We start from the raw sequence: 22,766 nt of genomic DNA on the forward strand, positions 1-22,766 counted from the left end.
CCTCCGATGAGCGATCCTCAGCCCCTTTTCGAAGACCTCTTGAGTGAACTGCTCGACGGCGAACTCGACGATGCCGATCGCGCCCTGCTCCTCGAACTCCTGAAGCAAAATCCCGCCTTGCTCGAGGATGCCCGACAGCATCTTGACCTCGCCGGACGCCTCACCGATCTCCGCTCTCCTCGCGGCGACGAAGCCTTCGTTCAAAGTGTTTCCACTCACCTCCGCCAAGTTGCCGACGAGGATCCCAACGCGTTCCCTCAACGGGTCACGGGGCGCATCCAGCGCTCACGCCGACGTCGCATTCTCGTGGGAGCGTTGACTCTCGCAGCCTGCATCGCCGCCACTACCCTTCCCGCCTTGCTTCGCAAATCCACGCCGACCCGGCCATCCGCGCCGGCGGTCGCGCTCGCCATCACGTTGCCCGATGCCCGCGGCAGCGAAACACGGCTGGAATCGTATCCCGTTGGCCAAGAGGTCCACCTGCGGTCCGGCCGCATGAAACTGGAGTTCATCAATGGCGCCGTGGTGGCCGTCGAGTCCCCCGCCCACTTCACCATTCGCTCAGCCGAGGAAATCGACCTCCACAGCGGCAATCTCAATGCCTGGTGCCCGGAATCCGCCCACGGATTCCGCGTCTCAACCCAAACGGCCCAACTCAAAGACCTCGGCACCTCCTTCGGCGTTTCCGTTGGACCCGATGGCACCTCCGATTTCCTCGTCCTGGAAGGCGAAGTGGAAGTCTCCAATCAAGGAGCCCAACGCACCCTCCTGCAGGGAGCCGCCGTGCGTGCGTCGTCCCGCCACGAACTCAAAGACGCCGACTTCGAAACTTCCGCCTTCACCCACACCTGGCCGCTAGCTTCCGGCATCGTCTCCACCCGTGGCGAGGTCATTCCCGCTCCCCCGAATATTCCCGAAGTCGTCGCCGCCCACGAAGACGACTCTCACGTCATCGTGATCCCGGAGCGTCGCAACATTGAGCTGCCCGATCGCATTCCCGCCGACATTCAGGACCCTGGGGTTTATGAGGCCGAGACCATCTCCAATCCCCACCCCCTCCTCTCCTCTCCGGGCACCCGCGGTCGTAGCTATCTCATTCGCTACAATCCCGTAGGCATCGTCGACGTCGGAGCGTTCAAACGCTTCGAAGGCTCCGTCACCTTCGACCGGCCCGTCCTCGCCATCATCACGGCCACCAGCAAGCTCGATGCCTCCGACTCTTTCGCCTCCGCCGCACCCCTTCCCGCCACGGCGGAAGACATCACCATGCGCGGCCTCGAAGGACGGCAACCCCCTCACCCCACCGATGGGGTCCAACTTTCCGCCGACCGCCGCACCGTTTCCGTGATCTTCTGGGCAGGCGAATCCGTCGACGAAATCCGCGTCATCACCGCCGAGAACTGACCTCGCTCGGGGGCATTTGATGAAATGATCCCGAACGCTTGGGCGTCTCGTGACATGAACCCTTCAACCCACTTTCAACCCATGCGATTCCTCTTGCCGCTCGTCGGCGCCTTCCTCCTGTCTCCCCTTTGCGCCGCGCCAAGACCCAACGTCGTCTTCATTCTCGTCGATGACATGGGCTATTCCGACCTGGGTTGCTACGGCGGTGAAATCGAAACCCCGAACATCGATTCCCTCGCCGCCACCGGCCTGCGCTTCACCCAGTTCTACAACTCCGCCCGCTGCTGCCCGACCCGGGCCACCCTGATGACCGGGCTCCATCCCCACCAAGTCGGCATCGGCCACATGACCGGGGAAAATGCCAATGCCAATCGCAGCGTCCCACCTGCCTACGCCGGCAATATCAACGACTCCTGCGTCACTCTCGCCCAGGTCGCCAAGTCCGCTGGCTATGCCACCTTCATGACCGGCAAATGGCACCTCGCCGGCAAAGACCAGGGAGATTGGCCACTGCAACGGGGTTTTGATCGCTACTACGGCTGCATCGCCGGTGCCACCCACTACTTCCACCCTTCCGACTTCCGGATCATGTACGACGGCAACCAGCCAGATCGTGAACCGAAGAGCACCACCGACCGCCCCTTCTACACGACCGACGCCTTCGCGGACCACGCCCGGGAATTCATCCTCGATCACGAAAAAGGGCCTTCAAAGGATGAGCCCTACTTCCTCTACCTCGCCTTCACCGCTCCCCACTGGCCCCACCACGCCCACGATCAGGAGCTCAAAAAATACCAAGGCCGCTACGCCATGGGCTGGGACAAACTCCGCCAACAACGGTTCGCGCGCCAAAAAGCCTCTGGCTTGATCCCCGCATCCTGGGAACTCACCCCGCGCGATCCCGAAGTCCCCGCCTGGGAAACCTTGGATCCCCAGAAACAACAGGAATGCTCCGATCGCATGAGCGCCTACGCGGCAGTGATCGATCGCCTCGATCAAAAAATTGGCGACGTCATCCAAACCCTCAAAGACACCGGCGAATACGACAACACCCTGTTGATCCTCCTTTCCGACAACGGAGCCTGCGCGGAAGGATCCGTTCTGGGCCTCGGCGACCCGCGCGCCGACCGCCAGGCTGGCACCGACCTGATCCGCCCCAGCTATGGCAAAGCCTGGGCCAATGCCTCCGCCACTCCCTACCGCCTCTACAAGCACTTCGCGCACGAAGGCGGCGCCAACACCCCGTTCATCGCCCACTGGCCCCTGCACATCCAACCCGGTCGGGATTGGTATCGGGAACCCGCCCAACTCATCGACCTGATGGCCACCCTCGTCGATGTCACCGGTGCCACCTACCCCACCCAGTTCAAGGGCCACGACATTCTGCCCATCGACGGAATTTCCCTCACTCCTGCATTCGATGGCAAATCTCTGGCTCGGCCCACCCCGATCTTTATCGAACACGAAAACAACGCCTTTGTCCGCGATGGCGATTGGAAACTCGTCGGTCGTAACGTCACCCCACCTTCCGGTCTAAAACCCAAACGCTGGGAACTCTACCACCTCTCCGAAGACGGCACCGAACTCCACAATCTCGCCACCGACATGCCCGAGCGTGTCCGCGAAATGTCCCAAGCCTGGCAACAGTGGGCGCAACGCGCCCAAGTCTATCCCAAGCCAAAACCCAAACCATGAGCCGACCTTCTCTCCTCCACTCACTCGCCAGCCTCTCCCTTCTCTGCGCATTCCTCCCGGCCCAGGCCGCCCCTCAGGAAATGCCCGCAGCCATGCCGCGCGCCGAAATCGAGGCAGGCCTGAAATCGCGCGATCACGCCCTCTTCATCAAAGAAGGATGGATCCGCGATCCCTACATCACCCTGGGGCCAGACGACGTCTACTATCTCACCGGCACCACTCCCAACCCAGGCGATCCCCGCGAGCACAACGACCCTTTCAACATCGGGCTTGGTGAAGACTCCATCGTTGGAGGCACCGTCCAGATTTGGAAAAGCAAGGATCTCATCGACTGGGAACCTCTCGATCCCCCCTTCACCATGAAGGACAGCTGGCACAAAGAACCCGGCGATCTCGTTTGGGCTCCGGAAATCCACTGGATTCCCGAAATGAATCGCTGGGCTCTCGTTCATTGCCCCGAACCCAAAGCCAACTTTGCCCTCTCCGCCGGTTCGGATCTATCAGGTCCCTGGACCCATCCGATGGGACCTCGTCTCGGCCGCAAACACGACCCATCCATTTTCCACGACGGGAACCACTGGTGGATGCTCTGGAGCAACACCCTCATCGCGCCCCTGTCGAAAGACCTCAGCCGCTTCACGGCCAAGCCCGTCCGCATCGACCCATCGGGCTCGCGCCCCGGACCGAACGGTCAACCCATCTCTCGCATCGGCCACGAAGGAGCCACCATGATCAAAGTCGGAGACCTCTACGTCCATCTCGGCACCGCGTGGTCGACCGATCGCATGCGCCAGGGTTCCTACAACCTTTACTACTGCACTTCTCGTTCCATCACAGGACCCTATGGACCACGGAAGTTCGCCGGACGTTTCCTCGGCCACGGCACTCCTTTCCAAACCCGCGATGGACAGTGGTGGTGCACCGCCTTCTTCAACGCCAATGTTCCTCCCCTGCCGCGCAAAGACATCGAATCCCGTGACCTCGGTGAAACCGCCCAGACCATCAACCTCCGCGGCACCACCATCGTGCCCATGGAGGTGAAACTCGACGAAGCCGGTGAGGTGGCCATTCGCGCCCTCGACCCCGCTTACGCCACTCCTGGACCCGACGAGTCCGAGACCTTCTGATCCTCCACTTCCGTGCGCACGCTTTTTCTCCTGATGCTTCTCGGCCTCTTTGCCCGCGCGGCGGAGCGGCCGAACTTTCTCCTCATCCTTGCCGACGATCTCACCTGGTCCGACCTGGCCTTCGCCGGAAACCCAGATGTCCGAACTCCCCACCTCGATCACCTGCGTGAAGAGAGCCTCTGGTTGAAGAGCATGTTCACCCCCGCCACCACCTGCTCGCCCACCCGCAACGCCCTCTATACCGGGCTGTTTCCGATCCGCTCAGGGGCCTACCCCAATCACGCTTGGGTTGAAGACGGCACCCGCAGCCTTTTCACCCACCTCAAAGAAGCCGGTTATCGAGTCGCCCTTCAAAACAAGGAACATGTCGGCCCCAAACCCAGCTATCCCTACCAACACATGGATGGGGCCGATGACCTCACCGAAACCCGATCTTTTCTCTCCAAGGACCCAGAACAACCATGGCTCCTCGTTTACGCCTCCAACGATCCGCACTCACCGTGGAATCGCGGCCCCCAATACGACCCCGAGAAAATCAAAATTCCTCCCTACCTCCACGACAACCCCCAAACCCGCCGCCAGCGCGCCAAATACTATGGCGAAGTGAGCCAGCTCGACCAGCAGGTCGGCAACCTCATGAAACTTCTCGAAGAAACCGACCAAGCCGATCACACCGTCGTTATCTTCCTCAGTGAACAAGGCTCGTCATTTCCCTACGGAGGCAAATGGCTCCTCTACGACAACGGCATTCGCTCCACCACCCTTGTGCGCTGGCCCGGTGTCGTCAAACCCGGCTCCACCTCCTCGGCCCTTCTCCAATACACCGACGTCACCCCCACCCTCCTCTCGATCGCCGGCATCGACCCCAGCCACCTCACCGTCGGCCGCCCCCTCGCCGATGGTTCCGACGGTTTCGATGGCAAAGACTTCACCGCCGTCCTCAAAGGCGATGACCAGCCCATCCACTCCTACATTTTTGCCCAGCACACCACCCTCGGCATCTACGGCGCCAAGGAGCCCTATCCCATGCGCGCCGTCCGCGACGCACGCTTCAAGTACATCCGCAACCTCGCCCCGGAAAACACCTACGAGATCGGCGGGATTCATCATTCCCAACCGCTGCAGTCGTGGATCAAAGACGCCAAAAAAAATCCCGACCTAAAGCGCAAAGTCGACTTCCTCTACCATCGCCCTGCCGAAGAACTCTACGATCTCGAGAACGATCCCCTCGAAGAACACAACCTGGCCGGACAACCGGAATTCGCCGATACCCAAAAATCCCTCTCCACGGCTCTGGATGCCTGGATGAAACGTCAGGGAGATCGAGGCATGGCGACAGAAAAAGACGCCCGCCAGCACCAAGACGAACGCTTCCGCAAAGGGAACAAGAAATGATTCCTTCCAGCGACTTCTTGCCTGGCATCCGGCCCGAAGCCTGCTTGCCTCACGCCCATGCTTCGCACCCTCGTTCTCCTCGCTTCCACGGCCGCCTGCGTCTGCGCGGACGTCGAAAAACCGTCCCCGGAACTCATCAAGCAATTCTCGCTCCCCGCGTTTTATAAGAAAGTCGTTCGGGTTGAGGACTTTCCTGTCGTCTCCTCCGATCAAGTTCCAGACGCCGCGCTCGAAGAAGCCGCCCACAATGTTCGCCAAATGCTCGATGGCCGGGAGGACATCCTCCATGGCCTTGCAAAAAACAAAGTGCGCCTCACCGTCATGGCCGTCAGCGAGCGCACCTGCGACGTTCCCGAGCACTCCGACCTCAAGCCCGCCGCCTTCTGGAACCGGCGCGCCCGCGGCCTCGGCGCGAGCACCGAGCGACCCTGCGTTTCTTGCGGCGAGGAGAACCTTCTCCACAATCCGGGCGACCCTTATTCCACCGAATCCATCATGGTCCATGAATTTGCCCATGCCATTCACCAGATGGGACTGAGTGAGGTCGACCCCACCTTCGACACTCGCCTCCAGGAAGCCTACCGGCATGCCATGGACAAAGGCCTCTGGAAAGGACTCTACGCCGCGGAAAACCACTACGAATATTGGGCCGAAGCCGTTCAATCATGGTTCGATACCAACCGCGAAAACGACGCTCTTCATAATCACGTCAACTCCCGCCAGGAATTGATCGACTACGATCCGGACGTCGCCGCCCTTTGCCGGGAAGTCTTCGGCGATCGGGCATGGAGATACGTGCGGGCCGACGATCCATCCCGCCTAACGGAGCCGCATCTCAAAGACCTCGACCGTTCCAAGCTCGCCCCCTTCGCCTGGACCAAGCAGGAAGAAGAGGACTATCGTAAGAACCCCGAACCGAAATAGCCCTCCCCGTGCAAGGCTGGGCGCCGCCTCCCCGTAGGAGCCCGCCATGCATCGCATCATCGGAATGCTGGGAGCCCTCTCTCTGGGCATCATCACCGCCCACGCCGAGGACTCCAGCCCATGGCAGGACCTCTTTAACGGGAAAAACCTCGACGGCTGGTCCGGCGACCCTCGCCTCTGGTCCGTCGAGGATGGCATCCTCACCGGTCGCACCGACGACGGCGAGCGCAAGCTCACCGTGAATTCCTACCTCATTCTCGACGTCGACGTCCCCGCCGACTTCGAGCTTGAGTTCAAAGCTCGCGTCACCGGTGAAAACTCCGGCGTCCAATACCGCAGCTGGAAAGTCAAAGACGTTCCCTTCGGCGTCGGAGGCCTCCAGTGCGACCTCCACCCTCAGCCCGAATACCTCGGCATGTTTTATGACGAGCGCGGCACCGGGATCACCGTCAAGCACGGCGAAAAAGTCACCGTCGGCCAGGGCGTCGAAACGCTTCCTGCCTCCACCAAGCCACCCACCCAACTCGGGGAATGGAACACCTACCGCGTCCAAGCTGTCGGGCGCCACTACCGCCACCAGATCAATGGCCAAACCGTCGCTGAATTGATCGATGCCGACGACTCCCAACGTCCACTCGACGGCATCATCGGCCTCCAGCTGCACGTCGGCGGACCCATGAAGGCGGAATACAAAGACTTCCGGATTCGCCCGCTCGCAGCATGGCCTGGGCAGGCATCCACGATGGTCCCCGTACCCGAAATGCCCGGCACGCAACTCCTTGAGGGCTTTCATTTGGAGAAAGTATATGACATCCCCGCCGAAAGTGGATCGTGGGTCACCATGACCCGCGACGACCAGGGTAACTTCTATTGCGGCAGCCAATATGGCGGCATCTGGAAAGTCACTCTGGACAAAGACGGCAAGGTCACCGCCACCAACCTCAACATCCCCCTGGAGAGCACCCAAGGAGTCCTCTGGAACGATGGCTGCCTATGGATCTCTTCCACAGAGTCCCCGGATGGACGCAATGGGGTGTGGCGCGTGGACCTGCGCCAAGGCACTCCCGCAGAGCCTGAACTCGTCAAACCCGTCCCGCGGGGCGGCGAGCACGGCCTGCACACCTTGCGCCGATCGCCCGACGGCCAATTCATCTACCTCGTCTCCGGCAACCATTGCCCCCTCCCCGAATTTGATCGCTCGCTCGTCCCCGAAGTTTGGGCAGAAGATCAACTGCTTCCCCGTCGCCCCGACGCGAACGGTCACGCGGCCAACGTCATGGCACCTGGTGGCTGGATCGCCCGCTTCCGCCCCGACGGTAGCGATTGGACCCTCGTGGCCATCGGTTTGCGCAATTCCTACGGACTCGATTTCAACGCTGATGGACAACTCTACACCTACGACGCCGATATGGAATGGGACTTCGGCATGCCATGGTACCGCCCCACCCGCATCTGTGAAGTCGTCCCCGGCGCCGAATTCGGCTGGCGCAATGGCACCGGCAAATGGCCCGAAGCCTACGAAGATTCCCTTCCCGCAGCCCTCAACATCGGCCCCGGATCCCCCACTGCCCTCCTTTCCGGTCGCGGTGCAAAATTTCCCGCCGCCTACCAGCGCGCCCTGTTCGCCTTCGACTGGACCTACGCCACCATTCGCGCCATCCACACCGACCCCGGTCAACCTGTGCGTGGCGAAGAATTTCTCGCCGGCAATGGCCTGCCGCTGACCGATGGCGTCGTAGGCACCGATGGTGCCCTCTACTTCCTCTCTGGCGGCCGCCGTGCTGCCTCGGCCTTGTGGAAAATCTCCTACACCGGCAAAGAATCCACCGCACCGATCGCGCCGGCACCTGCCATCGAAGAACCGACCTTCACCCTCGATGAAGCCTGGCAAAAGCTTGGCTCCACCGACCGTACCGATCGCTTCCTCGCCCGCACCCGCCTCGAACTCTACCCGCCCTCCTCGTGGAGCGATCGACTCAAGGGAGAAAAAAATCCCTGGCGGGTCATCGGTGGAGCTATCGCCCTCGCCCGCACCGACCAAAACGACAGCGTTCAGGTCGCCACAGACGCCCTCGTCACCCTCGATTTCTCTGCGCTCGACTCCCACGCCCGCATCAACTGGCTGCGCGCCGTCGGGCTCATCATCGCCCGCCATGGCGCCCTTCCACCCGCCCAGCGCGAACAAGTCCTCGGCTGCGCCAACTCTTCCTTTCCTTCCGGAGATCGTGAAGTGGATCACGAATTGGTGCGCCTGCTCTGTGCCATCCAAGCGCCTGGCATCGTCTCACGCACCCTCGATTGGGCCGACCAAATCGGAGCCCAGCCACCACCCGATTGGCTCGAACTGGCGAAACGCAACGCCCAATACGGCGCCGACATCGAGGGCATGATCGCCAAGTTTCCCTCCGCCGACCGCATCCAGGCCCTCTACTGCCTGCGCGCCGTACCCGGCCCCTGGTCGGGCCCCGAACGAGAGCGTGTTTTCGCTTGGTTTCAGGATCTCCTCAGCATGCAAGGCGGACGCAGCTATGCCGGCTTCATCAAAGACCTCCGCCAACAAATGCTCGACTCCTGCACCCCCGAAGAACAGGAGCGCTATCGTGATGCTGGCAAAGGCAACAGCAACCCCTTCGCCAACCTCCCCCCCGTGCAGGGCCCCGGACACTCATGGACCGTCGATGAAATCGTCGCCCTCGCCAACGAAGGCCTCGATGGCCGCGACGCCCACGCGGGCGAAAACATGTTCAAAGCCTCGCTCTGCTCCGCTTGCCACCGTTTCGACGGTGAAGGAGGCGCCGCCGGTCCCGACCTCAGCGCTGTCGGAGGTCGCTTCAGTATCCGTGACCTCGCCGAAGCCATCGTCGATCCCAACAAACTCGTCTCCGACCAATACGCCTGGGAGACCCTCGTCCTCCACGATGGTTCCCGTATGAACGTCCGAGTCATCGAGGAAACCGAGGAATCGCTCACGGTCGCCACCAATGCGTTTGAACCATCCGAACAAAGCCACGTCTTCACTTCCGACCTCCATCAGCGCGAACACTCCGCCATTTCTCCGATGCCTCCGGGGCTCATCAACCGCCTCAATCCCGAGGAACTGAAAGACCTCCTCGCCTTCCTCCTCAGGAAATCAGCCTGAATTCCAAAGCCCTGCAAGTTGGGACGGATTCACCGTGTATTCGTCCCGACCCATGAAACGCAGGAACTTCATCCACTCCACCGGCATCGCCGCTTTGGCCGCCGGAGTCAGTCGTGCCGCCGAAACCACCGAGCACGCCACCCTTGCCGACCACACAGTCCGCGACATCGAATTCAAAGAAGTTCGGTTTCACTGGCCTCGATTGGTGGGAAAAAATGCCCGCCTCGATGTCCATGGCCAACACCACCGCCTGACCGTCGCCATCGTTCATACCGATCGCGGCGCCACCGGCTGGGGCTCCGGCTGGCGACCGGACGCTGGCATCGTCGACCTCGTCAAAGGCCGTCGGCTTTCTGATCTCATCGATCCCGCCTCCGGAATCCTCAATCCCCAACTGCACTTCCTCGACTTCGCCCTCCACGACCTCGCCGGCATCATCCTCGATCAACCCGTCTATCAGATGCTCGGCGCCAAGGGCCCGAAGGAAAACCGCCTCTACAGCGGGATGATCTACTTCGATGAACTGGAACCGCCCGATCATCCGTCCGGCCTCGACAAAGTCATCGAAAATTGCGCCTGGGACCTCGACTACGGATACCGTCAGTTAAAAGTCAAAATCGGCCGCAGTGGCAAATGGTACCCCCATGACAAGGGCCTCGCCACCGACATCGAAATCGTCAAACGCATTCAGGAAACCTTTCAAGATCGCGGAGTCGAAATCCTCGTCGATGCCAATGATGCTTACAGCGTCGACGACGCCATCGCCTTCCTCAAAGGCATTGAAGGCGTGCCGCTCTTCTGGTTCGAAGAACCCTTCCGCGAGGATCGCGAAAAGACCAAACAGCTCCGCGACTGGATGCACGCCAACGGACGAGAAAAAACCCTCGTCGCCGATGGCGAGGCTAATCCCGATCCCGCCTTCTGCCTCGAACTTGCCCAGGAACACATCCTCGATGCGGTCCTTCACGACACCCAGAGCTACGGCTTCTCCGCGTGGCGGAAACTCATGCCCAAGCTCATCGCCTGCGATACCTTCGCCAGCCCACACGCCTGGGGCGATCGCTTCAAAACCAACTACACCGCCCACCTCGCAGCTGGCCTTGGCAACTGCTGCACCATCGAAGGTGTCACCTGCGAATCCGAAGACGTCGACTTTGGTGACTATCCCCTGAAGGATGGCAAGATCACTGTCTCCGATGCCCCCGGATTCGGGATGAAACTGCGGGTCTGAACCCAGCCCCGCAGCCCACGCCCTCCGCCGCTCAACTCCGACCGGCGGAGATCAGCGTGTTCTTCATCAACATCGCGATCGTCATCGGCCCCACTCCACCAGGAACCGGAGTGATCGCAGCACATTTGGGCGCCACCTCGGGGTAAGCCACATCACCCGTCAGTCGGAAGCCACTCTTGCGGCTGGCATCTTCGACTCGATTGATGCCCACATCAATCACCACCGCTCCTTCGCGCACCCAGTCGGCCTTCACCATTTCCGGTCGACCCACGGCCGCGATGACAATGTCTGCCTGACGGCAAATCCCCGGCAAATCCTTGCTACGCGAATGCGCCACCGTGACCGTCGCATCCGACCCTTTGGCCATCAACAACAGCGCCATCGGCTTGCCGACGATCATACTGCGACCAATCACCACCGCGTTGGCACCCTTCGTTTCCACGCCCGCTTCCTTCAGCAACCGCATGCAACCCGCGGGGGTGCAGGGCACGAATCCGCTCGGATCTTCCAGAGCCAGCTTCGCCACATTCTCCGGATGGAAACCGTCGACGTCCTTTGCCGGATCGATCGCCCGGACAATCGCTTCCTCATCAATGTGCGGCGGAGGAGGACTCTGCACCAGAATCCCGTGAATGGCGGGATCGGCATTCAATCGCTCCACCACCGCCAGCAAATCTTCCTGCGTCGTCTCCGTCGGCAGCACGATCTTTTCGGAATGAATCCCCAGCTCACCGCAGGTCCGAACTTTCGATCCCACGTACACCTGAGAGGCGGGATCCTCCCCCACCAACACCACCGCCAAGCCCGGTGTCACGCCCCGGGCCTTCAATTGCTCCACTTCCTGCCGGCACTCTTCGAGCACCGCTGCAGCCACAGCCTTGCCATCAATGATCTTGCTCATGCTTCTGGGTTGAAATCATCCACTCCGGACCGGAGCACCGCTTCAATTTCCGCGCGCCGGTTTTCAAAGCCATCCTCCCCAAGTCCAGGGTCCACGGCAAGCGCGGCATCAAATACCACCCGAACCTTGCTGAACGGCTTGGGAATCACAAACCGATCCCAGGACTTCAACCGCCACGCCGAGGAAAATCGAACATGGATCGGTACCAAGGGAGCCCCCGTCGTTTGCGCCAACTTCACCACCCCCGCCTGCAGATGATACCGCGGCCCCCGGGGCCCATCCGGCGTCACGCAACAATCCCATCCCTCCCTCAGGGCTCTGCGCAACGCCACCAAGGCCGCCACGCCACGTCGTGAACTTGAGCCCCGCACCGAACCAATCCCAAACACCCCTACCGCCCGGGCAAGCATCGCTCCATCATGGCTGGCACTCGTCAACACCACCGCCCTTCGCCGCCCATGCACCAAGGCATCCCACGCCTCAGGCACCGCAAAAATCCGGTTGTGCCACATCGCCAACACCACCGGCCGCGCCATCGCCGCGACCCCGGCACGATCCTCAATCTCGTAGCGCAACGTGGTGCACCAAACCCGCATCAGCCAGCCCGCGGCCGTTCCTAACAAAGTCGCCTTGCGGCTCTCCCGAATCTCCGATTGATCCCCCATCACAAAAAGCCGCCTGCGTGCAAAGTTTCTACCAGATACTGTTGGCGGGCAAGCAACTGGGCATACAAATCCCTCCGGCCCGGATCAGGTTGACGCCGGGACGCCTCCACCGGCGTCACCACATATCCAGCGATTTCATCGAATCCCAAAGTCTCGCCTTGCTCGTGGAAATACACGGCCGCCGCCTGCATCGCCGCCCCCAATAGGGCCCCGCCGCCGCCTTTCACCGGCACCGTCGGCAAATCGCAAACATCCGCCAGCAGCGCCCCACCCGTCGGTCCCGGATCATGCACCAAACGCAGCTCGTTCAGCTCAAATCCCATCTCCCGCAGCCGACTCACCGCATATCCAAATGACAACGCCACCCCCTCCGCCGCCGCCCGCGCGAGATTGGCCGGAGTGAAGTTGTTCAAAGTCATCCCGTGGATCAACCCTTGGGCATCCGGAAGCTTCGGCACCTCTTCGCCCCGCAAATACGGCAGAAACGTCAGACCCTCCGCACCCGGCGCCGCCGAGGCAATCGCCTTCTCAAACTCCGCCTTACTCCACCCGTAGTGCCGACGCACCAGCTCAGGAGCCGCCACGATGTTGCGCAGCGCCATCCGCGTGAAACCATGTCCGGAAACCTCGCATCCGATCGTTCCCTCGCCGAGAAAATCCACCAACGGCTGCTCACTCACCGCCGCCATCCCTCCATCCGCAGAAAGATCCGCTACCCCCTCACCCGGTCGCGCCGTACCACTCGCAAAAAGCATCGCCGCACGTGCTCCCAAACCCGGCGCCACCCATACCCCCTCGCTCAACCCCCACGCCTGCGCCAACGCCGGACGCAACCGACCCCGAGGAGACGTCTCCACCAAGCCCGATGGGAGCATTTCTCCCACCGCAGGATCGATCCACTCCGCCATCTCCCGGCACCAAGAACGCGTCGGGACGGAAAACAACCCCGTCGTCGCTGCCGACGAAGCCGAACTCCCGCCCTCCCCGGTCAGCCAATACCCCACAAAGTCCTGAGGCGTCAGCACCTGCGCCACCTGCTGAAAATGCCGCGGCTCGTGATCGCGCAGCCACAACAACTGCGATGCCAATGAGCCCGCTTCCGGCGCATTCCCAATCAGCTCAATCACCCCCGGAGCCCCCCCGAACTCCCGCGCAATCTTTTCCGCCTGACTCTGCGCCGATCGATCCACCCCGAGCTTTGCCGGGCGAATCACCCGATCCGCCGCATCCAATACCACCAATCCTCCCTCCGCCGCCGTCACCCCCAGCGCCACCACCCGCTCCCGCCCCGCTCCCAGCTTCTCCAATACCTCGCGAACCGCTTGATCCAATGCTCCCAACCAACGAGTCGGATCTTGCTCCACAAAACCTTCCGGCAGCCCCTCAATCGCGCTCAGGGGGGCGGTCGCGATGATCGAAGCATCAGCACTTTCCAGGTCGAGCGCCATCACCCGGGCCATCAATGGGCCCATCTCGATTCCGAGAAAAAACATGGTTGGGGTGCCTGCGAGCCTCCCTTCCTCCCCGGGGCTTGGCAAGCTCTGGCTTGATTCGGAGCCGCTTGACGCCAAAGTTCTTCGCCGATGAGCGATTTTGAGGACAAAGTGCGCGAGGCCCTCGCCCAACCGCAGAACCAAGGTGAAATGAGCGATGCCGACAGCGTCGGCACCGTCGGTTCTCCCGACTGCGGCGACATGCTCCGTATGTGGCTGAAATTCACCGAAAAAGACGGCAAACGGGTCATCGACCGTGCCTCCTTCCAGTCCTTTGGCTGCCAAACCGCCGTCGCCGTCGCCTCCATGGCGACCGAGCTTCTCAAGGGCAAAACCCCCGAGGAGGCCGCCCAACTCTCCGCCGATCAACTCACCGGCGACCTTGGCCCTCTCCCTCCGATGAAGATCCACTGCGGTCAGCTCGTCGAAGGAGCCCTTCGCGACGCCCTCGGCCAAGCCCCCGAAAAGACAACGGCGCCCACCACCGCACCCACCCTCTCCTCCCAACTCCAAGCCCCCAAAGGCAAAGTCCGCATCGTGCCGCTCGACGAGTAAGGCGACCGGAAAACCTTTGCTAGGTCCCCGCCATCAAGAGCCCCTCTCACCGCTTCTCTTTGGTGAGATCGAACATTGTATCCGTCAGCCATTTCCGAAACGACTCGTTGTCCTGGAACTGTTTGAAAAGCTGGGCGTCGTCTTTGAACATGGCGGTGATCACCCGCAGCCATGCTTTGTCGCCCTTGCTTTCGAGAATGCGCTGGAAGTTGGCCGGTGGCGGCAGATGGGTCCACAACGGGTTCCAGACCGGCAGCACGGGTGCGGGCGGTTGCCGCCGATTTCGAGCAGGCGAATCCGATGATTCGACGTCGAGGCCTCCACGTCTTGATACCTTGAAAAATCAGTTTAGTCCTGATTTTCAACGTAATACTTTTCCTCTTCGAACAACATCCCGCCGTCGGAAATGAAGGCGGGCCGCTCCCCTGTAAGCCGGATTCTGTCAATCCTGAGGCCATTCCCTCAGGTGGACGATCATTTCTCTAACCTGCCGTTGCCAGCAGGTTCCCCGGTTTCCCGAGGGGCGACTAATACCCGGGGATCCAACGGGCGGGCAGCCCTTCCCCTGTTCTGTCTTGCACCGCGCGGGGTTTGCCGTGCCACCGTCGTTGCCTCCGGCGCGGTGGGCTCTTACCTCACCAACGTTCCCGGGGAAATCAATTCTCCACGTCCCACATCGATTTTTACACCCGTTTTACACCACTCCTGCAGAGGCGCTTCAGATCTTGTTCAGGTAGGCAGAGAGGGTAAGGTTTCTCTCCTCGTTCTTTTGAGGGACTGTTCCCGAGATCACCGTTACGGAAGAGGCCAACGCAGAAGCGTGCACCTCTGGGGGAGGTGCACGCTTTCATTTTCGAGATTCTGATCCTTCGTCATCGGGGGCTGAGAAGAGTCGAATTTGCGGGGGGAACTCGAAACGACGCTTGGGGGAGCGCCGCTCGACAAGGGGAGACTCCGATATTCTTCCCCAATGCGCTATGCCGAGATCGGGTGCCCGCATTTGGGGGGCCTCATCACTATGCCCGCGGATAAGGAGCACTCGGAGGCGTGAAGCTGTCGTCCGTCGTGTAGCGCGCGACGCCTTTCGTCACTCGCAATTCGTCAATCACTCCAATGAAGTCGTTGTTGTTGTCCTCCCCACCCAGGCGGACAGGGCTGCTGCCGTAGCCGACGTTGATGGCGCCCCACCCTGTATCCGACTTCACGAAAACGCCGTCGACGAACATCCGGATGGTGTCGCCCGCACGGCAAACTGCGATGTGGACGAAATCGCCGGTACCCACAGTCACCCCAGTTGACGAGATGATCTTCGAGCCGGTATCCCGTGCAAAAAAGCTCACGACCGCCGGCAATCCTGAACCCGCAGAGTAGGCAGCGACCTGAATATTGAATTCCCCTGCCGTCGGGGAACTCTGATTCCCATTGAAGCTACCGAAAATCGTGATCGCATAGGTGTTTGAGGCCGTGTTTCCGATCTTGGCGTAGAGCTCGATTGTAAAGTCCCCAGTCCCAAAATCGCACCCGCATGCTGAGGCGGTGCCTAGAACGACAGTTTCGGACCCGGTATTTCCATTGCCTCCCGACGAACCAAACAGCAACGCTCCACTCCCAACGATCGCATCAGCACCACTTATCGAGATTGCTGATCCTGTCCATGTCCAGCTACCACCAGTGGGGGCAGAGTTCACTACAGCACTTCCCCCTGGGCTGTCGAAACCGAGAAGCAAGGTCACATTGGCAAAATAAGGATCAGGTTCGACCGTGGAAGCGGTCCCACCGAAAAAACCACAAGGAAAGAGGATCATTGGAAGTCGAGGGCTGAAACGAGGTAAAGGCTGCCATCGCCAAAACTCAGGAAGGTCAGCACGTCGACCGAACCTGCGGCCGTCGAGAGCACCGGAGCGGTGCCGCCGGGAAACTTGAAGTTCGCGCCGTAGCTCAGCGTTCGGGTGCCGGTGCCATCCTGAATGACTCGCAGCACGTAGGAACCTGCGGCCACGTTCGTCGGATTCTCCAACGCGCGGTTCCCGGCCAAGGTGACAGACGCCATGTTCCCATTCGCGCAGTCCCAAGGGATGTTCGCGCCGTCCGTCAACGTGACGACACCAAAGCCGACTCTCGCCGAAAAGGTCTGCTTGCCGGTCAGGGTGTTGTCCTGCTCTTTCGCAGCCGCTTTGAGCGCCTCACGGAGGGGTCCCACGGTTGCCTCGTCTGCTCCATTGATTTCGATTGGCATGGTGATTCAGGGGGAAGGGTTAATCTTCAGTGAAGGAGATGGGTGAGCCGCTGTAGACCACGGCCTCGCCGCCGAAAATCAGCTCGAACTCACCTGCAGACGGGATCTCGAGTTCTGGATCGGGTGGAGGATTCTCTCCCGGATCCCCGCTAACAGAATCCACCAGCCACACGATGTTGTCGTTGCCCGACGCTCTGAACCGATTGACGAGATCCCGATAGGCGTGGCGTAGCGGCGACCCGAGTCGATAGGTCTTCTTCCCCGTCGCGATCGAATAGCTGTAGCCGCTGATCAGCGCCCTCATGTTCGCCGTCTCGGGGCGGAATCCGGCAATGTTCATTGCACTACCGAGAGGATGGCCGCTCGGCGGATCGGCATCCTGAACCGCGGAAACAGTCCCCTCCCACGGCAACCAGTTCTGAGTCGACAGCAGATTGTCTGCGAGGCCCTCCGGAGGATTGACGAATGCGTAGTCTTCGGGACGGATCAAGGTGGTGTCCGCAGGCCAGGACGTCTTCACCGCAATCGCACGGCCTGAGACCAGCTTCCAGTCGTACCGGTAGTGGTTCCCGCCGTAGATGGTTGCAAAGGTGTCGGCACCGAGTAGCTCGGCCCACTCTGGCCTCTCAGGCGTCGCATCGGGATCGATGCGTTTGCTGTAGGCGATCGCAGACACAACCACCTCCTTGTATTCGATCCCAGCCTGCGCCCACCAATCCTGAGCATCCCCCTTGGTGAGGAAATGAGTGAAGCTCGCCGGAACTACCCCTCCATCGGTGTCCGTCATTCGGACCGAGTAGGCATAGAGCTTTCTCAGGGAGTTCGCCGGATCTGGGCCCAAATACTTGATGCCAGGAACATTGATGTGGATCGCTCCCAGCTGCTCATAGAATGGTCCCACACCGGGATTCGCAGCGGAGGTCGCCGCAAAAATTGGCTCTATTAGCCTGAGGAGTTCGCCTCCGTTCCCAGAAAACGGCAACGATCTCACCACCACCGAGTCGGTGAAATCCTGAGGCAACCAGGTATCAATCTCGGGGCCTGAGACGAGGTTGAGCTGACGTTTCGGTAGGGCGCTCGTCACCACGCCTGCCGTTGCTGTCGTCCAGGTAGTCGCCCGCTTGTTGTCCACCGTCGTCCGAGTGGCAGCGAGCACCTCCACCTGCTCCAGCTCGAGATCGAGGCGGGGTCTGATGCGAATCAAAGGGACCACCGTTTGACCAGGGGTGATCGTCAATGTCGCGGCCGCCGGCCGCCGCTGCATGCACAACGCGGGATACCCCTCCACTGTGTAGTCGAAATAGACGATACCATCGGCAACCCAGCGCATCACCTCAGAGATTGCCTCACTGATCGGGATGTTCCTCAGGCTGAGGCGAGGGCAGGTGAAAACACTGGCGATCGACCCTTCCCGAATTGGGCACCCGAGAGCGACCGCACGGGCGATGAGTGCAATCAGCCAGGTCCTCGGAGAGGCGGTCGCCAGCACGAACTGTGTACGCTCGGATTCGGAGTCTGTTTGATCTTCGACCTCACTGGATAGCGGTGTCTTAGAAAGCCACCACCACGGACCCTCGACTACGATGTTCGCGTAGGCGTTCTCGCCATCGAAATCAATCTCGCGCGTGGTCACCCATCCATCAAATTGCCGCACGTCGTCCCGCCACAGGCTGATCTTCTGCCCGAGATCGGGCACGAGGATCGTCGCGGATACCGGGTCATCGAGCCAAATTCTCCACGCCAGCCGATCGGAAGCGAGACTCTGATATTCCGGCTCAACTCCCTCGGCCTGCACGTCCGCGAGACTCCGCGCCGTCTCGTCGACCGCCTTCCCTGCTTCGCCCTTGATCGTCCAGGTTGCCATCGGTTACGGGTTGGGGTTGCGGGCTGACTGCTCTAGAGCCTCTATCCGACGTGTAAGACTCGAAGTCGCTCGCTCCATACTGCGATGGGCGGTGCCAATAGCATTCTCGGCTGCTCCAAGCGCGTCCACAGCAGCGCGATATGCTGCAACCTGATTTGCATCACGGTCGCCAATCTGGCTGCTGAGCTGCTGGATCAATTGAAGGAGTTGATCGCTTTCGCCAGCCTGAAAGCCATTTCGCAGGATCTCATTGATCTTGTCCTGTGCTTCCTTTGCCACAGGACTATTCGCCCCGTCGACCAGGCCACTGACTATTTTATCAATCTCACGAGCGATGAGCTCCCCGCTCATTTGCTCCACCTCTGAAATCCCTGCATTCGCCACATTAGCGTTCTTTGTGGCCACCTCATTGACCTGCTGGCTACGTCGCAAATCAACTGCATCATCCGCCGCATTTTGTGCACGGTCCACGGCAATGGAAGCCTGCCGAAGATCTTCCACGGCTTTGGACAGGTTCTCCGCCGCTTTGGTCTCAGTCTCTGACGCCAAAGTTGCATCCTCCATCTGCTTCTGCAGCGTCGGGATGAGAGACTTAATCTCAGAGAGCAACGGTTGATCACTAAGCTCAACACCGGTCCCCTTTAGTCTGCCCACAACGTCCGCAAAAACCGAGTTGTAACTGTCTACCTGCGCCTTGCTTGGTGCCGCAGGCCCAACCGCACCCACATAGGTTGCTGGAACCGATAGGTTGGTAATGTCTTCCACTAAATGCGAAAGAGCCTCTGCCTGAGCCTTCGCGATCTGAGCGTCTTCAAGGGCCTGCCTTGCATTGTTCTTTTTAGCCACGGCTGCTGCTGCCTCTGCTTCGAACCTCTCAACGTCGAGCCGACCAACTCTCTCAAGACGGGCGATCTCCCTTTCAGCAAATCGCTCCCGCAGAGCTGACACCCTTGCGGATGCTTCGTCTTGACTGATCAGGCCCGTAGCAGCCTGCCGTTCTAACTCCCCAACGGCAAACTCGGTTCTATTCTTGTCCAGCTTTCCTGCCTGCTCCTCAAATTCCTGGCGCTTCTGAATGTTACGCTGAATTGCCTCCGTCTGGATATCGATCGCCGTGCTCTCTGCCTGAAACACACCAACCGTGCTGTCGTTCGAAATCTTCTTCCACGTTTCATCCAGCTGCTCCCACCTCTCTTGGATGCCTTCAATCGAGTCTCCAGCTTCTTCTGCACCATCCTTCGCTCGGCTCATTGCACCATAGATCGCAGCTCCAATTGCGAGTGCGGCCCCCGCAAGGGCTCCTCCCGGACCCAGAAAACCCAGCAGCTGCGATCCCTGCTGTGCAAACGCTGTCATCGCATTTGTGCCCATGCCCACCTGCACCGCAAAGTCTCCAACCTGATAGCCTGCTTGTTGGGCAAGCGCTCCAAAATTTCGGACGCCCCCTGCCCCGCTGCTACTTGTAATCGTTGCTCCTAGACGCCGAGCTTCCGTAGCCGCGTCAGCAAGCGCCGTCTCAGCTGCACGGACTCGAGGCACCATATCGAGAAACTCCTGAGACCCGACATCCAGCTTCATCAGCTCTCGCTGCAGCTGGACGACCTCCTGCTCAAGCGCGTCAATTGATCTCGCCGCCTGAGAAGATTCCTCGGGAATACTCTCAATCTCCTTCGTCTGATTCCGATAGCTAGCAGCAATCCTTTCGACTTCGGCCACCTCCCGCTCAGCAGCTGTGAGGAATTGCGCTCGATGAGCATTTCGCTCCTGCTCGGTCTTTTCGACAACCTCCAACGACCTGTTGAGTTCGTCCACTGCCTCTTTGGCGCTCGCCGCTCCTTTGGTGTCGGCCGTCGTCTTGATGCCGATCTTGAAATCTTTGTCGTTTGCCATCAGTCAGCCTCGGTAAATGTTGGTCGAGGATCCGCGACGAAGGTCCACTGCTCCCACGTCGTTGCTCGTCCGTAGAACGGAAGTCCCGGCGTCACGCCGGCGCAGACGGCCGGGCCAAAAACCCACCTTGAGCCGTCCTCAAAGGAGAGCTGCAACACGCCGGCGGCTCCGATGGGAAGGCCGCTTTCACCGACGTCGAGGTGTCGCGCCTGCTGCGTCTCACGATCGGCGTGCTCAACCTCAACTCCCAGCGTGATACGCGCAGTCGCCCCGCCAAGAGGTTTGAAAAATCCCCACATCGCGAGGACGCCGCTCGCCTCAAACATCCTCTGCGAAGCAATCGCCTTCGGAGCACCAACGATCCAACCACCGGCGGCTACGAATTCATATTCGTCCCCATCGATCGCAAATGCCCACTGTGCTGCTGATTCCAAAATCATGCGTCGACCATGGGTGAGGCGGTTCCCCCAGATATCGTCTTCGGAGCACCGGTCGGGTATCTCTGCGAATCCCTCTCTTCATCGGTTCCTTCGACTCCGGCTCCTAGAAGGGTGAACAACACCATCCCTGCCCGTGCAGTGGTAGTATTGGAGCTGCCTCCTGCGTATGTCTTGCTCGCACGATTCGCGATTACCACCTGATGGCTGTCGATGATCTCACCATCCTTCCGCAGTTCAACCGTGACTCCAACGTCAACAGTGCAGGTGCAATTCGATCCCTCCGGACCGCCGTTCGCGTAGCTATTGCCAGAGGCGATCACGAGAGGATCGAGGACAGGAGGGGTATTAGTGGAATACCACCAGTTTTGATAGATCACGAACGACAGGCTCCGCGCCCCTGTTACCTGTCCATCCCCGTTGGCATCCAGGGATCCTAGGCTTTGCCACGCCCCGCCCTGAACCCGATAGGAATAGGCACCGCCTGAGCAGCCCACGAAGTGGATCTTATACGCTCCCGTCACGGTATGAGTGCCACTTTGCCCTCCTCCGCTCACTTCGTAGGTCTCCACCGGAGGCTCGTCATGGTCTGCATCCACTTCAAGGGACTGGCCACCCGCTCCCCCATTACCCGTTCCGCCTACTGTGTAGACCCCGTCATTGATTCCAGCGACACCGGTGATTTGGACCTTGTCTCCAGGATTATAGTCGTTTCCTCCCGGTCCACTGCCGCTAGGAATCTCAATAGTGATGGTTCCATTCGGAGTCTCGTCAGTCGGTGGATTGTAGTAGCCGCCAATAATCGTGACTCCATCGCCCGCTTGCACGAGGCCAATACCGATGCGGAAATCCCATGTGTGCTGAGTGCGCTGAAATTCGATCACCTGATGGTCCGACGTTTCCAGCGCAGCTCGAAACCATCTCGCCGCGCCTTCTCGCGGCATGACTTTGAGGAGCTTCTTTGCTCCCCATGGATCAGCTGCGATGGCGCTGCACCAGCCATGCAGGACCTCGGCACTGCTTCCGTGCTCGGTCACTTTCCCGATCTTCAATCGCTTGATCCGGTTTCCACCTCCCGCTGGCTTGCCAGTCGGCGCGAGATCGAAGCGACCGACAGTCACAGTTTGGGCAAGCGACTGCGCGAGTTCCTCTGGCATCAAATCGCCAAAATCCAGGATCACCCATGGTGACTCACCATCGGGATCCCAGACCACTCGCCAGTCACTCTCGCGCATCAGACCGCCGCGGGGAAAGTCACTCCATCAAGCTCTGCCTCACCACTGCTGATATACTCAATCTGGTAGGTAGGCATACCGCTCTCATTCTTCCACTCGGGCACGTCGCCGAGGCGAAGGCGAACCCAGAGCTCGAAGGTGCAAAGCTCGGTGCCGTCTTCCTTGATGGCCTTGATCTTCATCCAGCCGTCCAGATGACGAAACGACTTCTCAAAGGGCTTTTGAGTCGTCCCAGGGGTCGGCGCCGTCGCGAGACCGAAAGCGAGCTGGTGAACGATCTCGTTGTATTCGAGCGTTTGGAAGGTGAACTCGTCGCGGATGACCCACTCGCGCTTGCGCTCAAAGTATCCACCTTCTGGCCGGGAGGCCTCGCGGGTTTCTTCCTTCTTCGCGGGAGCATGCTGAACGCGGTTGATCGAGCCCAAGGAATAGCCGTCGTAATCAGTCAGGTCGGCAGGCTTGGAGTCGATGGCCACGGCTTCTGCCGGATCGCCCACCTCGGTTCCAGCGGGAACAAAGTGGATGAGGGCGCCAATGAGGAGTTCTTCGGTGAGTGGAAACATCAGATGAGGGTG

19 protein-coding genes are annotated in these 22,766 nt (G+C 60.4%); 8 read left to right on the forward strand and 11 right to left on the reverse strand.

The window, feature by feature from the left end:
• Nucleotides 1-6: 6 nt before the first annotated feature.
• The 7 genes from HNR46_RS07565 to HNR46_RS07595 all read left to right on the forward strand — a co-directional run bounded on the left by HNR46_RS07565 (nt 7) and on the right by HNR46_RS07595 (nt 10,915).
• On the forward strand, nt 7-1,404 hold the full coding sequence (locus HNR46_RS07565) for a FecR domain-containing protein (RefSeq protein WP_184017402.1): 1,398 nt from the start codon (nt 7-9) through the stop codon (nt 1,402-1,404).
• Between the two features lie 81 nt (nt 1,405-1,485).
• A complete protein-coding gene (locus HNR46_RS07570) occupies nt 1,486-3,099 on the forward strand; it encodes an arylsulfatase (RefSeq protein ID WP_184017404.1) in 1,614 nt (537 codons plus the stop codon).
• Entirely contained in the window at nt 3,096-4,226 is a 1,131-nt protein-coding gene (locus tag HNR46_RS07575; protein ID WP_184017406.1) for a family 43 glycosylhydrolase, read from the forward strand. Before HNR46_RS07570 ends, HNR46_RS07575 begins: the two co-directional genes overlap by 4 nt.
• Nucleotides 4,227-4,238: 12 nt before the next feature.
• Nucleotides 4,239-5,621 carry a sulfatase-like hydrolase/transferase gene (locus HNR46_RS07580; protein WP_184017408.1) on the forward strand — a complete coding sequence of 461 codons (1,383 nt, stop codon included), beginning with the start codon at nt 4,239-4,241 and terminating at the stop codon, nt 5,619-5,621.
• A gap of 57 nt (nt 5,622-5,678) precedes the next feature.
• Nucleotides 5,679-6,545 carry a hypothetical protein gene (locus HNR46_RS07585; RefSeq protein ID WP_184017409.1) on the forward strand — a complete coding sequence of 289 codons (867 nt, stop codon included), beginning with the start codon at nt 5,679-5,681 and terminating at the stop codon, nt 6,543-6,545.
• A 46-nt stretch (nt 6,546-6,591) separates the two neighbouring features.
• Entirely contained in the window at nt 6,592-9,684 is a 3,093-nt protein-coding gene (locus HNR46_RS07590) for a 3-keto-alpha-glucoside-1,2-lyase-like domain-containing protein (protein ID WP_184017410.1), read from the forward strand.
• Nucleotides 9,685-9,736: 52 nt separating this feature from the next.
• The gene (locus tag HNR46_RS07595; RefSeq protein WP_184017411.1) at nt 9,737-10,915 is read left to right on the forward strand and encodes an enolase C-terminal domain-like protein; all 1,179 of its coding nucleotides are present in this window, start codon (nt 9,737-9,739) and stop codon (nt 10,913-10,915) included.
• A 31-nt stretch (nt 10,916-10,946) separates the two neighbouring features.
• On the opposite strand, the gene folD is transcribed toward HNR46_RS07595, so the two are convergent.
• Genes folD through HNR46_RS07610 form a run of 3 tightly spaced genes read right to left on the reverse strand, consistent with a single transcriptional unit; the run spans nt 10,947 to nt 13,974 of the window.
• A complete protein-coding gene (gene folD / locus HNR46_RS07600) occupies nt 10,947-11,816 on the reverse strand; it encodes a bifunctional methylenetetrahydrofolate dehydrogenase/methenyltetrahydrofolate cyclohydrolase FolD (protein WP_184017412.1) in 870 nt (289 codons plus the stop codon).
• The gene (locus HNR46_RS07605) at nt 11,813-12,481 is read right to left on the reverse strand and encodes a lysophospholipid acyltransferase family protein (protein WP_184017413.1); all 669 of its coding nucleotides are present in this window, start codon (nt 12,479-12,481) and stop codon (nt 11,813-11,815) included. The genes folD and HNR46_RS07605 overlap by 4 nt, the downstream gene beginning before the upstream one ends.
• A complete protein-coding gene (locus tag HNR46_RS07610) occupies nt 12,481-13,974 on the reverse strand; it encodes an FGGY family carbohydrate kinase (RefSeq protein ID WP_184017415.1) in 1,494 nt (497 codons plus the stop codon). The genes HNR46_RS07605 and HNR46_RS07610 overlap by 1 nt, the downstream gene beginning before the upstream one ends.
• Before the next feature lie 90 nt (nt 13,975-14,064).
• On the opposite strand from HNR46_RS07610, the gene HNR46_RS07615 reads away from it, so the two are divergent.
• Nucleotides 14,065-14,529: an iron-sulfur cluster assembly scaffold protein gene (locus tag HNR46_RS07615; RefSeq protein ID WP_184017416.1), complete on the forward strand. Its 465-nt coding sequence runs from the start codon at nt 14,065-14,067 to the stop codon at nt 14,527-14,529.
• Between the two features lie 46 nt (nt 14,530-14,575).
• Here the strand turns inward: HNR46_RS07615 and HNR46_RS07620 are convergent, their stop codons facing one another.
• The 8 genes from HNR46_RS07620 to HNR46_RS07655 form a co-directional block, all read right to left on the reverse strand.
• Entirely contained in the window at nt 14,576-14,788 is a 213-nt protein-coding gene (locus HNR46_RS07620; RefSeq protein WP_184017418.1) for a hypothetical protein, read from the reverse strand.
• 757 nt (nt 14,789-15,545) lie between these two features.
• Nucleotides 15,546-16,334 (reverse strand): LamG-like jellyroll fold domain-containing protein, encoded by a 789-nt coding sequence (locus HNR46_RS07625; RefSeq protein ID WP_184017420.1) that lies wholly within the window; start codon nt 16,332-16,334, stop codon nt 15,546-15,548.
• The gene (locus HNR46_RS07630) at nt 16,331-16,765 is read right to left on the reverse strand and encodes a hypothetical protein (RefSeq protein WP_184017422.1); all 435 of its coding nucleotides are present in this window, start codon (nt 16,763-16,765) and stop codon (nt 16,331-16,333) included. Before HNR46_RS07630 ends, HNR46_RS07625 begins: the two co-directional genes overlap by 4 nt.
• A gap of 19 nt (nt 16,766-16,784) precedes the next feature.
• Entirely contained in the window at nt 16,785-18,629 is a 1,845-nt protein-coding gene (locus HNR46_RS07635; RefSeq protein WP_184017424.1) for a hypothetical protein, read from the reverse strand.
• Between the two features lie 3 nt (nt 18,630-18,632).
• Nucleotides 18,633-20,519: a hypothetical protein gene (locus HNR46_RS07640; protein ID WP_184017426.1), complete on the reverse strand. Its 1,887-nt coding sequence runs from the start codon at nt 20,517-20,519 to the stop codon at nt 18,633-18,635.
• Nucleotides 20,519-20,959: a hypothetical protein gene (locus HNR46_RS07645; protein ID WP_184017428.1), complete on the reverse strand. Its 441-nt coding sequence runs from the start codon at nt 20,957-20,959 to the stop codon at nt 20,519-20,521. The genes HNR46_RS07640 and HNR46_RS07645 overlap by 1 nt, the downstream gene beginning before the upstream one ends.
• A complete protein-coding gene (locus HNR46_RS07650; RefSeq protein ID WP_184017430.1) occupies nt 20,956-22,191 on the reverse strand; it encodes a hypothetical protein in 1,236 nt (411 codons plus the stop codon). The genes HNR46_RS07645 and HNR46_RS07650 overlap by 4 nt, the downstream gene beginning before the upstream one ends.
• On the reverse strand, nt 22,191-22,754 hold the full coding sequence (locus tag HNR46_RS07655; RefSeq protein ID WP_184017432.1) for a hypothetical protein: 564 nt from the start codon (nt 22,752-22,754) through the stop codon (nt 22,191-22,193). Before HNR46_RS07655 ends, HNR46_RS07650 begins: the two co-directional genes overlap by 1 nt.
• Nucleotides 22,755-22,766: the final 12 nt, after the last annotated feature.

It is taken from the genome of Haloferula luteola (genome assembly GCF_014201715.1).
Classification (GTDB): domain Bacteria; phylum Verrucomicrobiota; class Verrucomicrobiia; order Verrucomicrobiales; family Akkermansiaceae; genus Haloferula; species Haloferula luteola.

What these genes read in the sequence shown, in the direction of transcription:
- HNR46_RS07615 (WP_184017416.1), top strand. Translation starts at nt 14,065, where the DNA reads ATGAGCGATTTTGAGGACAAAGTGCGCGAGGCCCTCGCCCAACCGCAG.
- HNR46_RS07605 (WP_184017413.1), bottom strand. Translation starts at nt 12,481, where the DNA reads ATGGGGGATCAATCGGAGATTCGGGAGAGCCGCAAGGCGACTTTGTTA.
- HNR46_RS07590 (WP_184017410.1), top strand. Translation starts at nt 6,592, where the DNA reads ATGCATCGCATCATCGGAATGCTGGGAGCCCTCTCTCTGGGCATCATC.
- HNR46_RS07630 (WP_184017422.1), bottom strand. Translation starts at nt 16,765, where the DNA reads ATGCCAATCGAAATCAATGGAGCAGACGAGGCAACCGTGGGACCCCTC.
- folD (WP_184017412.1), bottom strand. Translation starts at nt 11,816, where the DNA reads ATGAGCAAGATCATTGATGGCAAGGCTGTGGCTGCAGCGGTGCTCGAA.
- HNR46_RS07625 (WP_184017420.1), bottom strand. Translation starts at nt 16,334, where the DNA reads ATGATCCTCTTTCCTTGTGGTTTTTTCGGTGGGACCGCTTCCACGGTC.
- HNR46_RS07610 (WP_184017415.1), bottom strand. Translation starts at nt 13,974, where the DNA reads ATGTTTTTTCTCGGAATCGAGATGGGCCCATTGATGGCCCGGGTGATG.
- HNR46_RS07635 (WP_184017424.1), bottom strand. Translation starts at nt 18,629, where the DNA reads ATGGCAACCTGGACGATCAAGGGCGAAGCAGGGAAGGCGGTCGACGAG.
- HNR46_RS07565 (WP_184017402.1), top strand. Translation starts at nt 7, where the DNA reads ATGAGCGATCCTCAGCCCCTTTTCGAAGACCTCTTGAGTGAACTGCTC.
- HNR46_RS07575 (WP_184017406.1), top strand. Translation starts at nt 3,096, where the DNA reads ATGAGCCGACCTTCTCTCCTCCACTCACTCGCCAGCCTCTCCCTTCTC.
- HNR46_RS07570 (WP_184017404.1), top strand. Translation starts at nt 1,486, where the DNA reads ATGCGATTCCTCTTGCCGCTCGTCGGCGCCTTCCTCCTGTCTCCCCTT.
- HNR46_RS07650 (WP_184017430.1), bottom strand. Translation starts at nt 22,191, where the DNA reads ATGCGCGAGAGTGACTGGCGAGTGGTCTGGGATCCCGATGGTGAGTCA.
- HNR46_RS07595 (WP_184017411.1), top strand. Translation starts at nt 9,737, where the DNA reads ATGAAACGCAGGAACTTCATCCACTCCACCGGCATCGCCGCTTTGGCC.
- HNR46_RS07655 (WP_184017432.1), bottom strand. Translation starts at nt 22,754, where the DNA reads ATGTTTCCACTCACCGAAGAACTCCTCATTGGCGCCCTCATCCACTTT.
- HNR46_RS07585 (WP_184017409.1), top strand. Translation starts at nt 5,679, where the DNA reads ATGCTTCGCACCCTCGTTCTCCTCGCTTCCACGGCCGCCTGCGTCTGC.
- HNR46_RS07640 (WP_184017426.1), bottom strand. Translation starts at nt 20,519, where the DNA reads ATGGCAAACGACAAAGATTTCAAGATCGGCATCAAGACGACGGCCGAC.
- HNR46_RS07645 (WP_184017428.1), bottom strand. Translation starts at nt 20,959, where the DNA reads ATGATTTTGGAATCAGCAGCACAGTGGGCATTTGCGATCGATGGGGAC.